The organism is Fluviicola chungangensis, assembly GCF_007558725.1.
Lineage (GTDB): Bacteria > Bacteroidota > Bacteroidia > Flavobacteriales_D > Crocinitomicaceae > Fluviicola > Fluviicola chungangensis.
The window spans coordinates 62,374-84,193 of the sequence record NZ_VLPL01000002.1 but is presented as its reverse complement, the minus strand read 5'-3'; the positions used below and the strand labels follow the sequence as shown (position 1 = coordinate 84,193).

Sequence of the window (21,820 nt, the reverse complement as noted above, 5' to 3'; positions counted from 1 at the left end):
ACTTAGGCTTATTACTTTTCTATTATTTCCATCACAACGCGAAAGCCGACTGTTGGGTCTGGGTTTGAATACTGCTGTGTTTTATCAAAGGTACATTCTTCAAATAAGTCATACCACGATCCTCCAAGTGCGGTTCCTTTTTTGATGGTCATTTCGGAAACATTCCCCAATGTATTGTAAAGCCCGAGCTTGTTTGGCTGGTAACTGTATACTTTTACCTGGTGAAAACCACCGTCATCAAAAAACCGGTCTTTCGAAGTACGAATGTTCCCTAAATAACAGTTATTACTGTTTTGGATCTGGTTATTCGGGAAAGGAGTCGTTGCTTTCGGATCTCCTGAACCAGCCGCGGATCTCCACTCCGATTCGGTTGGCAGGCGGAAAACAACCTGGGTGTAGGTTCTTTTGCGCTGCAAATTGTATTGTTTGGTTAACCATTCGCAATAAGCTTTTGCTCCTTCGTATGAAATACAAACAGCAGGATAGTTTTCATAAGCCGGATGCCAATGGTATAAATTCATCATTGGATCATTGAAACTGACTGCATATTTCCCTTTTGTCCATTGAGTGGAATCATACAAGAAGGCTTCATACAGTTCTTTTTGACCGGAAAGCTTCAGGTTATTCAAAAACCGGGTATAATCACCGTTGGTCGTTTCATATTTATCGATATAGACATTTCCGCTAATTGGAATCAGATTGCTTTCAAGTTTTTTGAGGTCCATCACCGTTGATAGAATGGAAACGGGCTTATATTGGGCAGAAAGAAGTTCGAACACTTCACTTTGCTGACCGCTTTGTTCGGCTACTTTCAGCAATAATATTTCGAGGTTTTGCTTCTTCAGTAATTCTTCCGTTTCCGAATAATGCTGGTATAATTTGATCATGGAAGGAAGGTACATACCATTGAATTCCTCCGCTTTTAAATCACCGATATTATAGGAAAACACTTCTTTCAGGTAATCCAGTAAGTACCTTTTTTCATAATTTCTGCGGATGATCGCCGTGTTGTCAAAACCGGATTCACTGTATTTGTAAGCGAGCCCGGTAAGGTATAATTTATCTGCATACTGTTCTTCAAACAGGCTGATGGCAGTTGTTGCAACATACACGGATCTTTTTCCCCTGAAAAGGTGTTCGAAAATGCGTTTTGAATTGGCTTCCATCTCTTCCTGAGTTTGGGCTGGATTTAACTCAAGAGATTCGTATCCCAGTTCCCGGAATAACTTGTTTCGATAATCATCTAACAGGATGAGAGAGGTATTGATTACCGTAACATCCTTTCGAACATTTTTGGCCGCCTGTATAATCCAGGTAGAATAGGTATCGTTATCCCCGCAAGTAAATAAGATCGCGTTTTCATCCAGCTCCGAAAGCACGTTGTATCCCCAATTTAACATCCCAACCGGCATATCATTGGATTCAAACATTTTTCTTCCGTACAGGTCAACATTTTTTTGATCGCGTTGAGTAGTATAATAGATTAAAAGCTCGTCCAGGATCTGAGGATGGTACGGATTGATGGCGGCGGCTTTTAGGAGCTCTTCCGGGCTTCCTCCGGCGCCTTGGGTTTCTGCAAAGGTAATAAAGTGGCTTTCAAAAGTGTTGGGCATCGCTTTTTGAACTTCTTCCGGGATTTTTGAACACAGTTCGACATATTTTTTCTTTTCATCTGAATCATGCGGTGCAAGGAGCCGCATTGCACGTGTTGCCGCATAGTAATTCAACCATGCGTCTCCATTCTTCGTGTTTTTATCGATTTCCGCTTTCCAAAGCTTGATCTGTGTTTGGTACCAGGAAGCTTCCTTCACTTCCTTTGCTATGCTGTAAACCGTTTCCGGTTTTTGTTCCTGAGAAAATGCGTTCAGACAGGCCAAAAATGTAAGTCCGATAAATATGTGTTTCATGTTCTTAAATTAAAAAAATCTGCGCCTATGCTAAAGCTATGACGTAAGCATAGCGGGCTTGACCTCTTGGTTTCTAAAAGGATTACTCAGCCGCTGGTAAAAGGTTCAGATCAGATCAAAAAAATTTTCAAAAAAAAAGCGGTTTCCGTAAAAACCGCTTAATAATCAAAAGTTTAAAAAGTTAAATTTCGCCCTTTGAAAGAGACTTAATGTCGCCTGCTTTTACTTCAAGTCCCTGCATCTGCCATCCGTAGTAAACGATTTTTTTGGTAGCAGGTTCAAAAACCAGGATGTGCTTGTTCACCTCAATTACGGGTAACAGACAAATATAGTTTTCGTCGTTTCCGGCCATAATCTCTTTGAACTCACTGTCGCTCACAAATTTGTATTTGTAAGGGTATTCAGCCAGAGCTTTTTCAAGTGTGGTTTGGCCACGGTCTTTCCCCATTGCAACAGAATGTGCGTCTTTATTAATGATCAGTGTTTTTTCTTTGGCAATTTTTACAAATCCGGCATTGATCGGTTTTAAGCTTTCCAGTAATTTTCCTTTAACCTCACCGTTTTTTGCTCCGCTGATCGCATCATCCATGGATTTTACCACGTAATCCAATCGGTACATGGAAGGGAAAAGTTGATCTTCACCGCTGTATAAACCGATCGGACTCAAAACAATCACATCATTATCGCCATAATTCTCGATGGATTTTTTACCGCCGTTGATCAAACCATACCAAAATTTGGTTTTTTCATACAACGCCTGTTGTTGCATCCCGTTTTTTGTTTTTGTAAAAGTTACATTGATGTTCATTGGGATAAAGAACGATTTGCTTTGGTCTGTTACCGACTTCTTAAAATCGTCGTAACTGATGTATTCAAACTTGGTTGATTTCCAATACGTATCGAAAGCAGAGTGAAGGGCTTTATCAAACTCTTCGTTTCCTGTTTCAACCACATTGATTGTACGGGTAATTAAAGATTGAAATTGTTTTGAATCGGGAGTGTACTGTAATACCTGAGCCTGATACATGCCTGCAAGAAACAGGGTGGTTAATGACAAGATGATTTTTTTCATACATTCAATTTTCTCAAATTTAAGAATCTAAGTGTTGCGCAGGTATGAAATTGTCAAAAAAAACCTGACAATCCATGTCAGGGTCCGGTATTTTCAACCTATTCTTTTACAAAGGATTTGCGGTCATATTTTCCACCTGCAGTAATTTCCAGTACATAGAAACCTCCTTTTAACAAGTCCAATCGGATAATCGGATTTTCCAGGTTGCCGGCTTGCACTTCTTTTCCGTCTAAAGTAAGGATGCGGTAAGTCGCATGAGTAGCACCTTCCACTATGAGTAGCTCTTTGGCAGGATTCGGATAGATGGAAACGTTCAGGACCGATTGCTGTAGTTCACCGACATTTAGACTGATAGCGTGGTCGTAAAAATCCTGGATATGGTTGGCAACGCCCAATAAACTGTCTACACTGGAAAAAATGGTTCCTGATTCGCTCCGTGCATAAACAACAGCATGATTGTAAACCAATGAAGCCCCGGGAGGGAAATTGGCAACGGCATGACCTGAGGCAGCAATGCGGTCTCCGGGTAGATTATTTTCTGTGAGCTCATTCCAGCCATTTGATCCGGCTTGATTAAAAATGTAAGTTGTCGGCGCTCCCGAACCATCAAAGAATTGACTGCCATCAACGTCGAATCCATTCATCAGGTTGTTGTATTCAGTGCCCGTACTTGGAAAATTCATAGCCTGAACCGGTAAATTTGAAGTAAGGTTGCCATCCAGTGAGATAACACCGATTGCCGGTGGATTAATTCCGTATCCCGGATGACCGGAAAAAGACTCGTCGTTCAGGTCAGCGTTGTATACATAGGCCATCTGTTGTGCTACGCTCGTTCCTATGTAATCGTCCATCGGATTTCCCAAATCGAAATCGATGATGTGCCCGAAACGAAGGTTATTCCAATGGATTGTACCACGATTATACAGTGTTGTTTGAACAAAAGTTGTTTGAGTCAGTATCGGATCGGACGCATTTTCATACTGATAATACATGAGATGCATTTCCAGGTTCATAGGATCTATTCCGGACGGATGAATCCCTTTCATATCGTTTAAAATAAGGTAAGTTGCTTTATCTCCCAGGATCAATGGATAGTCACCGTCTAAAGGATTGTAATACTGATCCGAATTATTATCATGAAAAGGAGCCAGTAGAAAAGCTTGTCCATTAGCTGTATTACCATTTGCGGGCCAGGAATTAATACCCGGAGGAACAACGTATCCGGGATCCATCCAATGCGCGATGTGGTTATCAACAACTGCTTTTGTCATTTCCCAGATAGCAATTGCAAATCCGCCGGAAGTAAACTCAGGAGCATTGTAATCTGTAGCAATCGGTCCCGGAAAAAAATCGGAAGATTGGTATTTGGCAACTGCTCCTTTTAGCTGACCATTCACGTCTGCTGCTATAATCATCGGAGACATTGCAAATAGTGCGCTTACTAAGCTGTCTTTTGGAATAAAGTATCCTCCGGTACCACCAGGCAATGGGTTGTTGAACATCACGCCATTATTAGATACCCAGTATGTAACTTGTGAGTTTGAAGTGGATTGAGAGACGGATCCCTGGCTGAATGCCCGCTCAAATGCGAGTAAACACATGATAGAAGTAATGATTGCTTTCATAATTGAGTTATTAAGTGAATAATAACACTGAACGCCGGGTCGGGGAAAAGAGTTGAACGAATGAATGTTCTATTGACGGAACGGAACAAGGCGGCTAGTTAGCGGCACAAGTGGTTGATTAAAGGATTCGGGCCAAACTAAAAAAGCCACTCGTGGAGACGAATGGCTTTTTGTGGACATACTACTACTACTTATTACACCACACCTAAAGAAATTTAAATAGGATTGATCGATAAAACACGGATAACAGGTTTTAAGGAATAAGACCCATTTCCCTGGATCACAATGCTTTGCTCTGCATCAAAATCAAGTACCAATTCGTACTGTGTATTCGGTGCAAAATTTGAGTTCAAATTAATTTTTAGTCCGGATTGCTGCGCTGAGGGAGTCGCTAAAGGATAGTACAAACTGTCTACCATGACATTGTTCTCATCTCCCAGGATCAGGCGTAATTGCTGTAAATCACCCGAAGGAAGTGTTCCTGCATTTACAAGCGTTGCAGAAACATCGTTTTGTAAGGTCAGCAAATCATAAACTCCTGCATTTGTAGGAAGATTGATCCAGCCCTGACCGCTGTGATGTACCTGCACCTGCAGAACTTCTACATTGACCTGTTGGAAATCACCGGGCGCATCCACCATCTTCACAGTCATCTGACTATTTCCCTCTTTCTTCTTGCACCCAGTTGAAATCCCCAACATTCCCACTGCAACCAACGCTACAATATATACTGCTTTCATAACTTTCGTTTTTCTATTCCTTAGTAAAAGCTATGCCAGAAAAAGAAAAGCTTGATTTTAAAGGGTTTGGATTTGGAAGGAACTTAAAAATTTTTCATTTTGAAAAAAATGGTTTCAAAAAGCAAAAACAAGGATTGAGTAGTGGCAGAAAATTTTCCGCCACTACCACAGACCAATCCACGAAAAATCCCGACCTTTGCAACAATATTACAAGGGGGTACAGTGCGCTGTGTCCCCTAAACTGTTTATTCAAAATATGGACCAGGCACATTTTTTACAACTTTTCAAAAAGCTCAAAGGATTAGACGAAACAGCCAATCTATTGCAGCAGGCAGAAATCCGCATTCATTGGAAAGGACTGATCGGATCTTCCAAATCGATTGCGGTGGCTTCTGTGTGTGAACAGGTTCCGGGGAATCACTTATTCATTTTGGAGGACAAAGAAAGCGCAGCGTATTTCCTCAATGACCTGGAACAATTATATCCGGAAAACAAACACATTTATTTCTATCCGGCATCTTACCGTACCCCTTACCAACTGGAAGAAACCGATAACGCAAATGTCGTGGCGCGCGCGGAAGTACTGGAAAAGGTCAATACCGGAAAAAACACCTGGATTGTCACTTATCCCCAAGCCCTATTCGAGCGTGTCCCGACCCAGAAAAAACTTTCCGAAAACACCATGCGTGTAGAACGGGGAAAAACCTATTCCATTGATTTCTTCAACGAATTCTTATTGGAGTACGGCTTCGAACGGGTAGATTTCGTTTATGAGCCCGGACAATTCTCTATTCGTGGCGGGATTGTCGATATTTTCTCTTTTTCGAATGATCAGCCTTTCCGGGTAGAGTTTTTCGGGGATGAGGTAGATTCAATCCGAACGTTTGACCCGGTTTCGCAATTGTCAATCAATACACATACCCATTTTTCAGTAGTTCCGAATGTGCAGCGCCAACTGGTCCTGAACGGAAACGGAACTTTTTTGGAATTTATCGGGAAACAAACCACGATTTGGCTCGCATCCAATGACCTGGTGAAAGCTGCGTTGGAAAAAGATTATGAAAAGGCCGTAAAGGTGTACGATTCACTTCCCAAAAACACGATCAAACACAGCTTGCCAAGTGAATTGTACATGCATCCTTCCGACTGGAAAGAACAGATTGGGGTGCATTCGATTGTGGAGATCGGTCCGGAATATGCTTTCAAACCTTCGCAAACAATTGCGTTTGAAACGCTTCATCAACCCACATTCAATAAAGACTTTGATCTGTTAAAGGATGATCTGATCGCGCGGAAAAAAGCTGGCGCCTCAAACCTGATCTTTTCCAATCAGCCGAAACAAATTGAGCGTTTGTACCAGATTTTCGAAGACATTGGTGCCGAAGTGGAATTCGAACCTATGAACATTGCTTTGCACGAAGGATTTATCCTGCCTTCACTAAAATTGGTTTGCTATACCGACCACCAGATCTTTGAGCGCTACCATCGGTTCAAATTAAAGGAAGGTTTCCGCCAGGCAAAACAAGCACTGACCTTAAAAGAAATATACAACCTGCAAAAAGGAGATTACGTGACGCACATCGATCATGGTGTGGGACAGTTTTCCGGCCTGCAGACCATTGATGTGAACGGGAAACCACAGGAGGCAATCAGGCTGGTTTACAAAGACGGCGATGTGTTGTATGTCAGCATTCACTCGTTGCACCGCATTTCGAAGTTTACGGGGAAAGACGGTGCCGCTCCGAAAATGAACAAACTGGGAACGCAGGCTTGGGCAACCCTGAAGCAAAAGACGAAAAAACGAATCAAGGAGCTGGCGTTCGATTTGATCCAATTGTATGCAAAACGCAAATCTCAACCCGGTTTTGCGTTTTCTCCCGATACGTATCTTCAGAATGAGCTGGAAGCATCCTTTATGTATGAAGACACTCCAGACCAGTTGAAAGCAACGCAAGCGGTGAAAGAAGACATGGAGAAACCCATGCCGATGGATCGCCTGGTTTGCGGTGATGTCGGTTTTGGGAAAACGGAAGTGGCTATTCGTGCAGCATTCAAAGCAGTGGCCGACAGCAAGCAGGTAGCAATCTTGGTTCCCACAACCATTCTGAGTCATCAGCATGCGCGTTCTTTTGCAGAAAGGTTAAAAAATTTTCCAGCTAACGTGGACTACATCAATCGCTTCAAATCCGCGAAAGAAATAACAGCTACCCTGAAAAAAGTAGCAAGCGGCGAAATCGATATTTTGGTTGGAACACACAAAATTGTCAGTGATAAAGTGAAGTTCAAGGACCTGGGCCTGATTATTATTGATGAAGAACAGAAGTTCGGGGTAGCGGTGAAGGACAAACTGAAAACCCTGAAAACGACAGTTGATACGCTCACGCTTACCGCAACACCGATCCCGAGAACGCTGCAATTCTCCCTGATGGGTGCACGAGATCTGAGCATCATCAATACGCCGCCACCAAACCGTCAGCCGGTCCTAACGGAAGTCATTACCTTCAACGAAGAATCCATCCGCGATGCGATTTCTTATGAAGTAAGTCGCGGCGGACAGGTTTATTTTGTCAATAACCGACTGGCAAATATCAAAGAAATCGCGGGAATGATTTCGCGCTTATGTCCGGGAGTCCGGGTAGCTGTTGGTCACGGACAAATGGAAGGAAAACAGCTTGAAAAAATCATGATGGATTTCATCCAGGGAGAATACGATGTCTTGATCGCAACGACCATCATTGAATCCGGAATTGACATTTCGAATGCGAACACGATCATTATCAACGATGCACACATGTTCGGGTTGAGCGATCTGCACCAGCTGCGCGGCCGGGTGGGCCGTTCCAACAAAAAAGGATTCTGTTACCTCATTTCACAGCCGATCAGCCTTTTGACTTCCGAAGCACGCAAACGCCTGGAAGCGCTGGTACAATTCTCCGACCTGGGTTCCGGTTTCAACATTGCCATGAAAGATTTGGACATCCGCGGGGCCGGAAACTTATTAGGAGGTGAACAAAGCGGATTCATTTCCGAGATCGGTTTCGAGATGTACCAAAAGATACTCAACGAAGCCATGGACGAATTGAAAGAGGAAGAATTCAAGGACCTCTACGATGATCGCAACACCGAAACGATGGGTGCACATTTCGTGAAAGACTGCGTCCTGGAAACGGATTTCGAGCTGCGCATCACGGAAGATTACATCAACAACGTCTCGGAGCGTTTGAGCATATACCAGGATTTGGACAACCTGGAGACCAAGGAAGAGATCGAGAACTACAAACAGCAATTGATCGACCGCTTCGGGCCGCTTCCGAGGGTAGTGAAAGAACTATTACGTTCTTTCGAGCTGCGCTGGCTGGCACAGGAAATCGGCTTCGAGAAACTGGTGATCAAACAGGGTTCCATGATCGGTTATTTTGTGTCCAATCCGCAGAGCAAATACTACGAGTCGCCGATGTTCACACAAGTCCTGAAGTACGTGCAAAGCAACCCGAAAGACTGCAAAATGAGCGAGAAGAACGACAAGCTCCGTTTGATCTACAGCAACGTAATGAACATGGACCAGGCGTTTGAGCGCTTGGGGGAGGTGGTTGATTCCGAATGAAAGAGGTATTTCATGCTTTCTGTTTGGAAAGGGGAATGATAGGTGTTTTTAATAAACAAGAAATTCATAAATTCGAAGGATGAAAACAATCAACCACCTGCTTTCCTTTATCCGGCTTGACAGGAATATCAGGTACCACCATGACTATGCATCATTGCTTGATTTGATGAATCAAACTGAGCACGGATAAATTGAACCTGGGGATTGTCCGTACAAAAATCTCGGATTCTAAGTACATTATGTGAACTTTAATCAATGACTTTTCAGGACTTTCTTCAAGTCAAATGAATTGTTTAATTTTCCACAAATTAAATGATGAAAATTCAATTCTTCCTTCTAGTTGCAATGACTTTGCTGTCATTCACATCCGACAATAAGCCAACCGATTATTTGAATGTAAAGACGATTACATTCGATGAGAAAGTGTATGACTTGAAATGGTCCGCAAAAAACGACAATTATTATATCCAGGAATATTTAACAGATAATGACTCGCTTCCGGATTTCAATGAAATGATTTCCTTATTTGTTTTGAATGAGAACGTATCGATTGAGGATGCTGTTGCGGTAAAAATAAACGAATTAAAGGAGGCTAAGAAAACAGATCCTGTTTGTAACTATGCAATAACAAGGAATTCGGATGATAAAACCATATTGATCGATTTTCTGCGAGGAGAAGCCGAAGGTGATTATAGTACAATCGTTGAATTCAATTTATATCGATACAAGCAGGTTAAGATTGGAAAGAATAAAAATGCAATTCTGGTTCTTGCCTTTTCAAAGAGAGCCTATAGTTACAAAATCACTCCTTTTTTAAAATCATTGGGTGAAATGAGGTTGGAATTAATCGGCAAGATATTTCAAGTTGAAATGCCAGAAATAAAACTGGTTAATTAACCCCTTCCCTCAACCAAAGCTCCCCTTAAATCAATGGATTACTAATCATCTTTCTCAACTCGGATAAAACCCGTAGCTTGCACCAAACTAGTACGCTATGAAGCTAAAAACCACCTCATTTCTATTTGCGCTATTATTGAGTACATCCTTTGGGGTAAATGCCCAGCAAACACACACCTGCCGGCATGTCAATCCCGATACGGAGGCGCTGAAGAATATCAAATCGCTTTTGGCCCATTCTCAGAAATCTACTGATCTGAAAATTATCCCGGTGGTTTTTCACGTGCTGCATCAGAATGGGTCGGAGAATATCAGCCAGGCCCAGGTTTGGGACGAGTTACAGAACCTGAATGAAGATTTCCAGAGAATGAATGCGGACACTACGCTTGTAACAGCTCCTTTTGATACGATTAAGGGCAAGGCAAATTTCGAATTCCGTTTGGCGACAATCGCTCCTAATGGAAACCCGACTGATGGAATAGACCGGATTTTTAGTCCGCTGACGAATGTAGGTGATGAAACAGCCATGATCAATGCCTGGGATTCTCACAAATACGTAAATATCTGGGTTGTGAGACAAACGATTCCCGGAGTGTTTGGGTTTACTAGTAATCCTTTAACAAGTCTGAATTCATGTAATCAGGGGATTGTAATTTTGAATGAATCTGTGGGATCGATCGGAACAGGAAACACTTCGTTGCGGCACATACTGACTCATGAAATGGGTCAGTATTTCGGATTGTTTCACACGTGTGGAAACCAGGATTTGGGGGAATCATGCAATTACTCGGACGGAATAATTGATACGCCGATCTCGAAAGGAAACAGTTTCTGCAATTTAAGTGTTAATTCCTGTGATGACACTGACGATGCTGCCAGTTTTGCCTATTGGGGATTTGATCCGCGCGATAATATTGAGAATTTCATGGAATTGTCATACTGCCAGCGCATGTTTACCAACGGACAGGTGGATTTGATGCGCTCTGTGGTGGAAAGTCCGCTTTATAGCAGGGATCAGCTGTGGACTCCAGCTAATTTGAACGCAACAGGAACTGCTGGTGCTACCCCTCCGGTTGCTGAGGTTGCCCCAAATTCAAACTTTTCTATTTTGAGCAATAACAACAACTCGAACCCTTTTACTTACGGAATGATTTGTGCTGGCGATGACGTTCAATTTTCTACGGAAAACGGATTAACTCCTTTCGGAACAACTTTTTATTCCTGGTCTTTTCCGGGAGGTAACCCGGCGACTTCTCCGCTGGAAGATCCGATTGTGACTTATGCGAATCCGGGATATTACAACGTAACATTGACGGCTACGGGTCCGCATGGATCAACAACAACAACCAGAAATGCGATGATTTATGTAAGCGGCAGCTGGCCGGAATTTACCGGACCTACGGTTCAGGATTTCAACACTTCAGGAAATTTCTGGCAGAGTCAGAATATGCAGGATGACAGCGGCTATTTCCAACATATCGCTAACGGCGGAATGCAGAATACCGGCTGTTTTTTACTGGGAAACCATTACGAAGCAGACACTACTGAGCCTTGTTATCTGGCAGATGCCCGGCAGATTAATGGAAGTAAGGACAACCTGATTTCACCTGCTTTTGATTTGTCGACGTCAACTGGTATCACAATTTCATTTGATTATGCATATGGCTCGGCAGCCGTTCCGGATTCTGCAACCGAAGTGTTGAAGGTATATTATTCCAGGGATTGCGGGGAAACCTGGGTACAGAAAAAGATGATTAGTGATACGGCATTGATTACTGCTTTTGCAGCACAGAATTCGATGTATTTGCCAGCTCAAAATCAGTGGAAACAGGTATCTTTTCCTTTTACTACCACTTCAACAGATACGAAGACGCGTTTCAAGTTTGAGTTCATTGCTTCGAACTTTTCCAATAACCTCTACATCGATAATTTTGTGATTGATGGTGTGCTTGGTATATCTGACAGCGAATTATCCGGAATCAGCATTTTCCCAAACCCTTCGCAAAAAGGAGGAACGATTGGAATCTCTGGATTGAGCGGCTCCAAAGCAGATTTAACAATCAGAGATATCCAGGGAAAATTGGTTTACCAAAAAGAATTATCCGGAAGTGACCTGCAATTGAATACGGATCTGAAATCGGGATGTTATTTGATAGAAGTCACGCAAAAAGGATCTAAGTTTTTGACTCGATTGATTATCGATTAACCGGTTGGTTCCCGGATTTGTACTATGGAAGATAAAAGTGGTCTCGGATTGCTCTGAGTTTTTAATCACTTTTCGGGTAGGGTTTTTAGGTTGTCCGGGTTTTCAGATCGCAAAGTTGTAAATTCGGGTGTTCCCAAAGATACGAACAGATTTTTATTTAAATCACTGATTTTAAATCAATTGAGTTAATAAGGGGAATGGTATTCGTTTACAAATATGAAAAGAAAACCCCGATGATGAGTCGGGGTTTTTTGGTGTGTGTTATAAAATTTCGTTGAGCGTAACATTACTATTGTAAAAAGAAACAATTTCGTTTCGGCTCCCGTCAAAGTAAAACTTCAAAATGTAGTCCGCCAAATAATCGCGGTACTGCTCGCGGCCAATTTTCGGAAGGTAAATGTAACCTCTTCCCATTGGTTTGTGCTTGATGAATTTTTTGCGTTCCAGGATCCTTACAATAGTTGAGACAGTGTTGTAAGCGGGTTTTGGGTTCGGGTACATGTCAACAATTTCCTTTACTGTCGCCTTTTCCAATTTCCAAAGCCGTAACATGACTTTCTCTTCTGCGGGTGTTAGTCTTTCCATGTTATAATAGTTTGTGGTAATGTGACAAATCTAACAAAAAAAGTGTATCCTGCAAACTATTTACTTACAATTTTAGTTTTACTTTCAAATCCTTTGCTAAACCGTTTTTGTTTAAGTAAATATTGATTGTTTTCAAACGGAAATAATTCTCGGAAACGTATAGATATCCTTGTGGTAAATTATCCGTTCCCCAGGAATTTTTCACCAAAAAGTAGCGTGTTCCGTTTTGATCCTTAAACAAACCTACAATGTGCATTCCGTGGTCATCTGTTGTTAATTTCCCGTCGTACCCTTCCTGACGTAATTCCTGCGTAACGGTTTTCTCTTTTACCGGTTCCAAAAATGCATTGGAAGTTTTTGCAGCTCCCGCATCGTTGAATGATTTGTTGTCTTTTCCACGCGTTTGGATAGTAGACTCGTCTTCCGGCAAAATGGCAATACCCTGACGGAAATTGAAGCCTTTCTCGGAAACATCCGCTCCCCAAGCCAAAGTGTATCCATTCTTCAATGCGTTTTCTGCAACGGCAACCATATCTTCCAACGGAACATTGTAACTGTCTCCCCAAGCCCAGTTGTCCGGAATAGCGATTTCACAAGTTTCGTAGAACGGATCGTTACTGAATGAAGTAATGGAAACATACTCGTTCATATTCAGTCCGAGAGAAGCTGCATAGGTTATCGGCGTGTATTTCTTCCCATCGAGTGTAAATTCCGTTACGTCGGGACCCAAATAAGCATCCAGGATCGAGGAGAATGCTTTTTTCCATTCTTTACCGATTCCGTGACCCTTCTGAACTTCGGCAAGAACGGTTTGCATGAAACTATTCAATACGGCAAATAATTCTTCGTGATTATAAGTGGTTTTTCCATTCGTTAATCCCGTGTAAACACTTTTAGGAACAATCCCGTAACGTTTGATCACGTAAGGAATATCGTGAAATGCACCTCCTTCGGCAAAGTTGATTTTTCCGTCCATACGGATAAAACGCTCTGCTTTGGATTCGTATGCTTTACGTACAATGTACATTTCAGATAATTCAGCCGGATTTTTGTGTCCCAAACGGATCAATTCACTTTCGAAAAAGGACAAGGAAGAAAAACTCCAGCAGGTTCCTGTCATTCCCTGGCTTTCAACCGGATTTGCATCTAATTGAACTACTTTGGTGAATTGGTACTTACTGTCTGTAGCGTTTGTTACTGTTTGTCCAAAGGCAATTTGGGTACTTAGAGCCAAGGCTCCAAATAAAAGATGTTTTTTCATTTTTCTAGTTTATGGCCCCTAAAATAGAAATTTAAGCGCAAACACACTTGTTCTTTACTGTATAAGTTGAAAGCGCCTTCCCGGAAGAGAGCGAACTAAGCCTTTGAATTCCAAGCTCAATAAATCACTGGAAACTTCACTGACAGTGAGGGCCGAGAGGTAACCGATGGTATCTAAGGTCAGTTCCGGTTTGGTTTTTAGGACAGCCATAATTTTTTCCTCTCTTACATTAAGTTCCACAAATAACGACCGCTGTTGCCCGGAAGGTGTTTCCGCAGTCTGCCAATTCATACTTTGGATCAAATCCTTCGAATTGCGGATCAACTGGGCTTGGTTTTTTTGGATCAAACCCAAACAGCCCGAGGAAAACGGCCTGGAGACATCGCCTGGATAGGCAAAAACATCCCGGTTATAATCTGCAGCAAGAGAGGCTGTAATTAAGGAGCCGCCTTTTTCACCGCTTTCAATAACAATGGTTGCATCGGTCAAACCCGCAACAATCCTGTTCCGCATGGGGAAGTGTTGTGGTTCGGGTTTTTGGGAAGGAATAAACTCACTAATGATTCCGCCGGTTTCCAACATGCGTTCTGCTATTTTCCGGTGTTCTCCCGGGTACATTTTTGCCAGGCCATGACCCAAAACTCCCCAAGTCGGAAGCTGGTGTTTCAGGGCTTCGAGATGCGCATACACATCGATTCCGTAGGCCATGCCACTGACAATCGTAACGTGTTGTGACGCCAATCCTTCAATGAGCTCATGAGTGAGGGCTTTTCCGTAATCCGTTGCATGGCGGGTCCCAACTATGGAAACCAATTTAGGAGGATTCCAATCGATATTTCCCTTGGTATAAAGCAGTAAAGGTGCATCGGCGCATTGTTTCAATCTTCGTGGGTAGTTTTTCTCCGTGAAAAAAACGGTCTTCCCGCCAATCCGGTCCAGTTCCTGCAAAACTTTATCGGCTTCCTTTAGGGCGTTCAACCGCAACTTCAGGGAAACGAAATCGGCCGGAATTCCCGGAATTCGGGCAAGGTTCAAACGCTTTTCTGTGAAAAATGCCTCCAGGTCGTTGAAGTGAGAAACAATTACCCGTGCTCGTCGACTTCCGATACCACTTAAAAAGGTAAGTGCAATTTGATGATGAATGGTTGTAAAATTCAATTTTTTGGTACTTTGGTCTATTGAATATAAGAAAAAACACCGGTATGAAGCAAGTGCTACTCCTACTTTTTTTGGCCCCGATTTCACTTTTTTCTCAAGAGATTGTTGGAGCTGTTTCGGACGTGGAAACAAAGCAACCGATTCCTTTTGCACAGTTAAAAATCATCGGTGGAAACAGCACGCAAGCAAACGAAAACGGGGAGTTTTCATTTAAGATCGGGGCATTTCCTGCTACCTGTGTTATCTCGGCGACGGATTATTATTCGGATACCATTATTATTACTTCCAACCGGATTGAAGCGATCCGATTAAAACCCCTGATATCCGTGCAGGACATCGGACCGGTTGTTGTAGCAGCATCGCGTAGAAAGCAGTCTGTACAGGAATTGACCATTTCGCTCGATATCATTAAACCGGAATTGATTGCAAATAAAGGAATAACGGATCTGGAACAGGCTGTTGATCAAGTTCCCGGAGCTTATGCCATGGACGGACAAGTCAGCATTCGGGGCGGAAGCGGATTTACATACGGAGCGGGAAGCAGGGTGTTGGTCCTGTGGAATGAAATTCCATTGCTTTCGGCTGATGTGGGTGATGCGAAATGGAATTCGATTCCCATTGAAAATGTGCAGCAAGTGGAAGTGATCAAAGGCGCGTCTTCCGTATTGTATGGTTCGGGAGCGTTGAACGGGATGATTTCTCTGATCGAGCGGGAACCGACTGAAAAAGCAAGTTTGAATGTCCAGGTGCAGGGAGGAATCTACGACAACCCGAAACGTGCAAGTTTGAAATGGTGGAGCAAGAACCCGACCTTTTACCAGGGAGATTTGACTTTTTCAAAGCAATTCGGCAGATTTGGATTGACACTGGGCGCTTACGGTTATACAAATGATGGGTATCGCCAGGGAGAAACGGAAGATCGCGGTCGATTTAACGGAACGATCAGTTACCGGCCGGGTAAAATTAAAAATTTCAAAGCTTCATTGGGTTGGAACGCACAGTTGCAAAAAACAGGGAATTTCATCATCTGGGAAAGTGATTCATTGGCTTACCAACCATTTGGTGGCGCAGATACCAGCGTAGCGGGCTCTAGCCTGACTTACAACCGCGGAGTGCGCGTATCTGTTGATCCGTCGATCAAATACGTCGATCGATTCGGGAACAAACACCAGTTGAGAGGAAGACTTTACTTTATAGACAATAAGAATTATACGAACCTGTCCCAAAGTTCCAAATCGGAGGTTTGGTATGGAGATTACCAGTTTCAGCGTGGATGGAACAATAATTCGTGGGTACTGACGACCGGAGTGACTGCCATTGCGAATGAGGTGAAATCCTATCTGTTCGGTGATCACAATTCCCTGAACGGTGCGTTGTATTTGCAGGGAGAGAAAAACTGGAAAAAAGTAAATATCGTTGCGGGAATTCGCGGAGAATATTTCCAACAGGACGGAAGACAAGGGGATTCGGATTATTATTTTGGGAAGGATTCCACAACGAAAATTCCGGTCAGACCAATTCTCAGAGCCGGAATTCATTACGCTGTGACAAAACATACCCATTTACGTGCTTCTTTCGGACAAGGGGTTCGTTATCCAAGTGTTGCAGAAAGATATACAACAACTTCTGTTGGTGGTCTGCTCATCTTTGCAAATCCGGATTTGAAACCGGAAACCGGTTGGGCAGCGGAAATCGGGGTGAAACAGGGAGTGAAGATTGGAAAATGGAAGGGATTTGTGGATGTTGCAGGATTTATCAATCACTACGACAACATGATGGAATTCACCTTCGGCTTCTATAAACCGGATTCAATCCCGTTCAGTTTTAATCCGAATGCTCCGGGATACTATAAAAAATGGTTCGGGTTTCGCGCGCAAAATGCAGAATCTGCAGAAATAACGGGAGCTGAAATCTCCATCTCGGGTGAAGGATACATGGGACCGTTCCGGGTTTTGGCTTTATTGGGCTATACCTATATGAACCCGATCTCGAAAAACCAGGATTCCGCTTACCGTTCCACTTTTTCCGATACGAGTTCCAATTTATTGAAATACCGTTTCAACCATCTGGCAAAAGCAGATCTTCAATTGGAGTATAGAGGAATCAGTGTCGGAGGGTCGATGCGCTTGAATAGTTACATGAAAAACATCGATAACATTTTTGAGAATGGGTTTTTGGGTCAGCAAATCCTGCCGGGATTGAAAAATTACCGGGAAGAGCACCACGGAATTACCGTTGTATTTGACGCACGGATCGGTTATTGTTACAAGGAGAAGTACAAAATCGCGTTTATCATAAACAACATTGCAAATACCGAATACATGACCAGGCCGGGTGATATTCAGGCGCCGCGGACTTTTATGCTGCAGCTGAATTACAAGCTTTAACCAGAAGGTCAAATAGGCTCACATATTCAAATGTTCTTCGTTCTTTCACCTCGAAGGTTGAAAAATGATTTGCTTTTGGATTAAAGCGTACAGTCTGAATTCAAGTACGGAAAACCGCAACTCTCTTTTGCTGAACAATTTATTTCTTTGTTTCTAAAATTAGAGAAATGAAACACCTAATGCTACTTTTAATATGTGGAGGAATAGTTTGTTCCTGCACCATTACAAAACGCCATTTCGGAAACGGATATCACGTAGAATGGAACCGAAAAATTAAATCGATACCGAATTCCTCCGAAACTTTGAGTATGGAATCGCCGGATGTGCATGTGGAACTGAAAAGTAACGACTCTTTAAGTGTAGGCCAAACGGAAAGCATGGAACAAGTTGCTGTTGAAACCAAAAATGTGATCGAAGATCTTCGGGTGGAAGAACCGCCCTTTCCATTCGAAGTGGAAATTCAAAAAGAGCAGCAAATTAAGTCCGGCGAATCTTCACCGGTGAAAGAAACCGATGATGAGGCAGAAGAAGTTCCGAAACGAATAATGCATCCCTTGACCTGGGCAATTTGGGGCGCGTGGAGTATTGGGATTGTTTTTATTTTCTTCGTCACATTCTATGCTGAAGCTCTGATTGGTGTTGCAGTGTTTTTTTTTCTGGCCATGATTTTCGCGTTTTTCATTATCCATTCTCTTAGAAAGCATCCGGAGAAATACCGATTGAAAAAGTTGAGTTACGGTTTCGTAATACCGGCGATTATTTTTGGTGGAATTGTACTTGCAGGGTTAGGGCTTTTCCTGATTATGATGCTAGCTTAATTTGATCCGAAAAATGTGATAATCACCTTCGCTTTCGCTTTCCCGACAACGGAAGCTAAGCTTTCTTCGCTTTGTTCCTTTACACGTTTTACGGATTTGAACGTCCTGATGAGGTCCTGAACGGTTTTTTCACCGATTCCGGGAATGGTTTCCAATTCGTTATTCAATGCACTTTTGCTTCTGCGATTGCGGTGATGCGTGATCCCGAAACGATGTGCTTCATTCCGCAAGTGCTGAATGACCTTAAGGGTTTCGGAACGCTTATCCAAATAAAGCGGTAAGCTGTCACCGGGATAAAACAATTCTTCCAAACGTTTCGCAATTCCGATAATGGCAATTTTTCCCCGAAGGTTCAGTTTTTCCAGCGATTCCAGTGCTGCGCCCAGCTGGCCTTTTCCACCATCGATGATAATCAGCTGAGGCAAAGGCTGTTCTTCTTCCAGGAGTCTTCTGTAGCGACGATAAACCGCTTCACGCATGGTAGCAAAATCATCCGGACCTTCCACGGTTTGGACATTGAAATGACGGTAATCCTTTTTGCTTGGCTTGGCATCTTTGAACACAACACAGGCCGAGACCGGGTTTGTTCCCTGGATATTCGAGTTATCGAAACATTCAATATGTACGGGAAGCTCCTTCAAACGCAGGTCGTTTTTCATGGTTTCCAGGATGCGATTGGTATGTTTTTCAGGATCCTTGATCTTCTCCTGTTTGATTTTTTCCATGCGGTAAGACTTTGCATTTCGCAGAGAAAGATCAATCAATGCTTTTTTGTCGCCACGCTGCGGGGCAAAAAACCGAACACCTTCCATTTCCCAATCAACGTTCGTTTCGACCAGGATCTCCTTTGCCTCGCTTTGGAAACGCTCCCGCAATTCGGGGAGAACAAACGTGATGATGTCTGCTTGTGTTTCGTCCAGTTTTCGTTTCACCTCAACGGTAATTCCATGAATGATCGCACCGTGGTTAATAACTAGGTAATTCACGAAAACAAGGTCGTTATCTTCCACCATGGAAACCACATCCACCTGGTGAATGGTCGGAGAAACCACCGTTGACTTCGCCTTGTATTTTTCAAGGATCTCGATACGGGTTTTGATATCGTGGGCTTCTTCAAATCGGAAATCCGCAGAAGCCTGCTGCATCAACTGCTTCAGGTTTTGAATTACGCTGTAAATATTCCCTTTTAGAATTCCTTCGATCTGTTCGATCATTCCATTGTATTCGGATGCTTTCTGCTTTCCTTCACAAGGTCCTTTGCACTTGCCTATGTGGTATTCCAAACAAACTTTGTAGGCGTTTTTTTCAATTTTATTCGCCGACAGGTCCAGAGCACAAGTACGCAGGGGAAACAAATCCCGGATCAGGTCCAGCAAGGTATGCATCACACGTCCGCTCGGATACGGACCATAATACCGGGACCCGTCCTTGACAACGATCCGTGTAGAAAAAACGCGGGGGAACGGTTCCTTTTTGACACAAATCCAGGGATAGGTTTTATCGTCCTTTAACTGAATATTGTATTTTGGAAGGTATTTCTTAATGAGGTTGTTTTCCAGTAGGAGCGCATCCATTTCCGAATCCACAACGATGTATTGAATATCGGCGATCTTCTTTACAAGAATGTACGTTTTCGCGTGCTCATGATTCTTTTTGAAATAGGAAGTAACCCTTTTTTTGAGATTTTTGGCCTTCCCAACATACAGAATGGTTCCGTTCTTATCGAAATATTGATACACTCCGGGTTTATCAGGCAGTGTTTTCAATTTTAATCCGATGTCCATTTTTTTGTCCTCCACTATGTAAAGTTAAGCAAGAAGTATTAAAATAGGGAAATAGTTGCAGGGATAAATAAGTGCTTAAGCCTAAAGTTTTGGGAATTAATCTATTTTTGCATAAATCTCAAGATGATGAAAAGAGTTATTGTTTTTTCTTTATTGTTAATTGGTGGCGCAGGGTCCTTAATGAATTGTAACGGGTCCAAAAAGTTAGGATCGGGATTTAATCTTTTCCCGGTAGAACAAGATCGTCAGTTGGGTGCTCAGGTAGCAGCTGAAATTGATGGAAACCCGAAGGAATATCCCTTACTGGATTCGGCTTCACACAAAGAAATATATCAGTACCTGTATAAAATCCGGAATACCATTTTGAATTCAGGACAAGTGCAGCACAAAGGGGATTTTGCGTGGAGATTGCGTATCATTCACGATGACAGCACATTGAATGCATTTTGCACTCCGGGTGGCTACATTTACGTTTATACCGGGATTCTGAAATATTTGGACAATGAAGCTCAATTGGCCGGTGTATTGGGACATGAAATTGCACACGCGGATTTTCGCCATTCTACACGTCAAATGACACAGATGTACGGGGTTCAAACATTGCTTTCAATTATTGCCGGGGATCATCAGCAGTTGGCACAGATTACCTCCGGACTGGTCGGTTTGAAATTCTCCCGCAACCATGAAGCGGAAGCAGATAAAGGCTCGGTAACATACCTTTGCCCGACGGTTTACCAGGCAGATGGCGGAGCAGGATTTTTTGAAAAGATCAACGCTGCAGGAGGTTCCCGCGTACCGGAATTCTTAAGTACACATCCGAATCCTGAAAATCGCATAGAAGCATTCAGGAACTACCGCATTGAAATGGCCTGTCAGGGAGTAAATGATTTTGCTTCTGAGTATAAAAAGATCATGGCCAAATTACCTTAAACATCAGTATGCAATTATTTCTTGGAGACGGAAGCTATATTTTAACAAATGAAGGAATAGATTGTGCTATTCCTCTGGAAGGATCGGAACAAAATGTGTGTGCGTGGTACGTTTCACCACCGGTTATTGAACCTGTGCGGGAAAATGGCTGGGTAGGCGCAGTGGTAGAAGGCGGAAGTGTTAATTTCCGTTCAATCCGGTTCAATCCGCACGGACATGGAACGCATACGGAGTGTTTGGGACACATTACTTCTGAGGTACATTCCGTAAACGGCATCATTGATAAATTGCTGTATTCTGCGGTTGTTATTACGGTTTCCCCGGAAATCCGCTTACAGCCCGACGGATCCGTTGACCGCGTAATTACGGCAGCAACTATTTCTTCTCAATTAACAGGAATGAAGAGTGAAGCACTTCTCATACGCACACTTCCGAATGAGGAGGGGAAAATGCACGTGAATTATTCCGATACGAATCCTGCTTATTGCGATGTGGATATTTTGCCGATCCTGAATGAATTGGAGGTGCTTCATTTATTGATCGACACGCCTTCGGTCGACCGGGAAAAAGATGGGGGAGAATTGGCTTTTCACCATGGTTTTTGGGGTGTTCCGAAGCAAGAACGGTTTGATAGAACAATTACGGAAATGATTTATGTTCCGGACGGCATTCCGGATGGAGAATATATGCTGAATCTTCAAACCGCACCCTTTGTAAACGATGCAACACCAAGCAGACCGGTTTTGTTTCCGCTTCATCGAAACGCGGAGGATTAAAAAGATTATATTTGCTATAAATTAAAAATTGGCGCTATTTTTGGTGCCTTGAAACGGACAAATTTTTAAA

The 21,820-nt window shown here is 42.9% G+C and carries 15 protein-coding genes; 7 read left to right on the top strand and 8 right to left on the bottom strand.

Going from position 1 to position 21,820, the window contains the following annotated elements; translation table 11 throughout:
• Positions 1–11: 11 nt before the first annotated feature.
• The 4 genes from FO442_RS04015 to FO442_RS04000 form a co-directional block, all read right to left on the bottom strand.
• Positions 12–1,907, bottom strand: coding sequence for a formylglycine-generating enzyme family protein (locus FO442_RS04015; RefSeq protein ID WP_144331868.1), 1,896 nt, complete (start codon positions 1,905–1,907; stop codon positions 12–14).
• Positions 1,908–2,088: 181 nt separating this feature from the next.
• Entirely contained in the window at positions 2,089–2,979 is an 891-nt protein-coding gene (locus FO442_RS04010) for a hypothetical protein (RefSeq protein WP_144331867.1), read from the bottom strand.
• A gap of 98 nt (positions 2,980–3,077) precedes the next feature.
• On the bottom strand, positions 3,078–4,604 hold the full coding sequence (locus FO442_RS04005; RefSeq protein ID WP_144331866.1) for a T9SS type A sorting domain-containing protein: 1,527 nt from the start codon (positions 4,602–4,604) through the stop codon (positions 3,078–3,080).
• Positions 4,605–4,819: 215 nt separating this feature from the next.
• The gene (locus tag FO442_RS04000; RefSeq protein WP_144331865.1) at positions 4,820–5,344 is read right to left on the bottom strand and encodes a DUF4382 domain-containing protein; all 525 of its coding nucleotides are present in this window, start codon (positions 5,342–5,344) and stop codon (positions 4,820–4,822) included.
• 256 nt (positions 5,345–5,600) lie between these two features.
• On the opposite strand from FO442_RS04000, the gene mfd reads away from it, so the two are divergent.
• The 3 genes from mfd to FO442_RS03985 all read left to right on the top strand — a co-directional run bounded on the left by mfd (position 5,601) and on the right by FO442_RS03985 (position 12,051).
• On the top strand, positions 5,601–8,948 hold the full coding sequence (gene mfd, locus FO442_RS03995) for a transcription-repair coupling factor (protein WP_144331864.1): 3,348 nt from the start codon (positions 5,601–5,603) through the stop codon (positions 8,946–8,948).
• Positions 8,949–9,260: 312 nt separating this feature from the next.
• Positions 9,261–9,845 carry a hypothetical protein gene (locus FO442_RS03990; RefSeq protein WP_144331863.1) on the top strand — a complete coding sequence of 195 codons (585 nt, stop codon included), beginning with the start codon at positions 9,261–9,263 and terminating at the stop codon, positions 9,843–9,845.
• 97 nt (positions 9,846–9,942) lie between these two features.
• Positions 9,943–12,051 carry a M43 family zinc metalloprotease gene (locus tag FO442_RS03985; protein WP_144331862.1) on the top strand — a complete coding sequence of 703 codons (2,109 nt, stop codon included), beginning with the start codon at positions 9,943–9,945 and terminating at the stop codon, positions 12,049–12,051.
• A 261-nt stretch (positions 12,052–12,312) separates the two neighbouring features.
• Here the strand turns inward: FO442_RS03985 and FO442_RS03980 are convergent, their stop codons facing one another.
• The 3 genes from FO442_RS03980 to dprA form a co-directional block, all read right to left on the bottom strand.
• Entirely contained in the window at positions 12,313–12,636 is a 324-nt protein-coding gene (locus FO442_RS03980) for a BlaI/MecI/CopY family transcriptional regulator (RefSeq protein ID WP_144331861.1), read from the bottom strand.
• A gap of 64 nt (positions 12,637–12,700) precedes the next feature.
• Positions 12,701–13,897 (bottom strand): C1 family peptidase, encoded by a 1,197-nt coding sequence (locus tag FO442_RS03975; RefSeq protein WP_144331860.1) that lies wholly within the window; start codon positions 13,895–13,897, stop codon positions 12,701–12,703.
• 54 nt (positions 13,898–13,951) lie between these two features.
• Complete coding sequence (gene dprA, locus FO442_RS03970; RefSeq protein ID WP_186279879.1) at positions 13,952–15,055, bottom strand: DNA-processing protein DprA; 1,104 nt, start codon at positions 15,053–15,055, stop codon at positions 13,952–13,954.
• 44 nt (positions 15,056–15,099) lie between these two features.
• Here dprA and FO442_RS03965 point away from each other — a divergent pair, with 44 nt between their 5' ends.
• Both FO442_RS03965 and FO442_RS03960 read left to right on the top strand, forming a co-directional pair.
• Positions 15,100–17,442, top strand: a complete 2,343-nt coding sequence (locus FO442_RS03965) for a TonB-dependent receptor (RefSeq protein WP_144331858.1) — start codon at positions 15,100–15,102, stop codon at positions 17,440–17,442.
• A gap of 167 nt (positions 17,443–17,609) precedes the next feature.
• Positions 17,610–18,260 (top strand): hypothetical protein, encoded by a 651-nt coding sequence (locus FO442_RS03960; protein ID WP_144331857.1) that lies wholly within the window; start codon positions 17,610–17,612, stop codon positions 18,258–18,260.
• Here the strand turns inward: FO442_RS03960 and uvrC are convergent.
• Positions 18,257–20,044, bottom strand: coding sequence for an excinuclease ABC subunit UvrC (gene uvrC, locus FO442_RS03955; RefSeq protein ID WP_144331856.1), 1,788 nt, complete (start codon positions 20,042–20,044; stop codon positions 18,257–18,259). The genes FO442_RS03960 and uvrC overlap by 4 nt on opposite strands.
• Before the next feature lie 126 nt (positions 20,045–20,170).
• On the opposite strand from uvrC, the gene FO442_RS03950 reads away from it, so the two are divergent.
• Positions 20,171–20,974, top strand: a complete 804-nt coding sequence (locus tag FO442_RS03950) for a M48 family metalloprotease (protein ID WP_144331855.1) — start codon at positions 20,171–20,173, stop codon at positions 20,972–20,974.
• An 8-nt stretch (positions 20,975–20,982) separates the two neighbouring features.
• Positions 20,983–21,750 (top strand): cyclase family protein, encoded by a 768-nt coding sequence (locus FO442_RS03945; RefSeq protein WP_144331854.1) that lies wholly within the window; start codon positions 20,983–20,985, stop codon positions 21,748–21,750.
• The last annotated feature ends 70 nt before the right edge of the window (positions 21,751–21,820 follow it).

Excerpts from the sequence above, each read along its gene's own strand:
- FO442_RS04015 (WP_144331868.1), bottom strand. The coding sequence starts at position 1,907 with ATGAAACACATATTTATCGGACTTACATTTTTGGCCTGTCTGAACGCA.
- FO442_RS04010 (WP_144331867.1), bottom strand. The coding sequence starts at position 2,979 with ATGAAAAAAATCATCTTGTCATTAACCACCCTGTTTCTTGCAGGCATG.
- FO442_RS04005 (WP_144331866.1), bottom strand. The coding sequence starts at position 4,604 with ATGAAAGCAATCATTACTTCTATCATGTGTTTACTCGCATTTGAGCGG.
- FO442_RS04000 (WP_144331865.1), bottom strand. The coding sequence starts at position 5,344 with ATGAAAGCAGTATATATTGTAGCGTTGGTTGCAGTGGGAATGTTGGGG.
- mfd (WP_144331864.1), top strand. The coding sequence starts at position 5,601 with ATGGACCAGGCACATTTTTTACAACTTTTCAAAAAGCTCAAAGGATTA.
- FO442_RS03990 (WP_144331863.1), top strand. The coding sequence starts at position 9,261 with ATGATGAAAATTCAATTCTTCCTTCTAGTTGCAATGACTTTGCTGTCA.
- FO442_RS03985 (WP_144331862.1), top strand. The coding sequence starts at position 9,943 with ATGAAGCTAAAAACCACCTCATTTCTATTTGCGCTATTATTGAGTACA.
- FO442_RS03980 (WP_144331861.1), bottom strand. The coding sequence starts at position 12,636 with ATGGAAAGACTAACACCCGCAGAAGAGAAAGTCATGTTACGGCTTTGG.
- FO442_RS03975 (WP_144331860.1), bottom strand. The coding sequence starts at position 13,897 with ATGAAAAAACATCTTTTATTTGGAGCCTTGGCTCTAAGTACCCAAATT.
- FO442_RS03965 (WP_144331858.1), top strand. The coding sequence starts at position 15,100 with ATGAAGCAAGTGCTACTCCTACTTTTTTTGGCCCCGATTTCACTTTTT.
- FO442_RS03960 (WP_144331857.1), top strand. The coding sequence starts at position 17,610 with ATGAAACACCTAATGCTACTTTTAATATGTGGAGGAATAGTTTGTTCC.
- uvrC (WP_144331856.1), bottom strand. The coding sequence starts at position 20,044 with ATGGACATCGGATTAAAATTGAAAACACTGCCTGATAAACCCGGAGTG.
- FO442_RS03950 (WP_144331855.1), top strand. The coding sequence starts at position 20,171 with ATGAAAAGAGTTATTGTTTTTTCTTTATTGTTAATTGGTGGCGCAGGG.
- FO442_RS03945 (WP_144331854.1), top strand. The coding sequence starts at position 20,983 with ATGCAATTATTTCTTGGAGACGGAAGCTATATTTTAACAAATGAAGGA.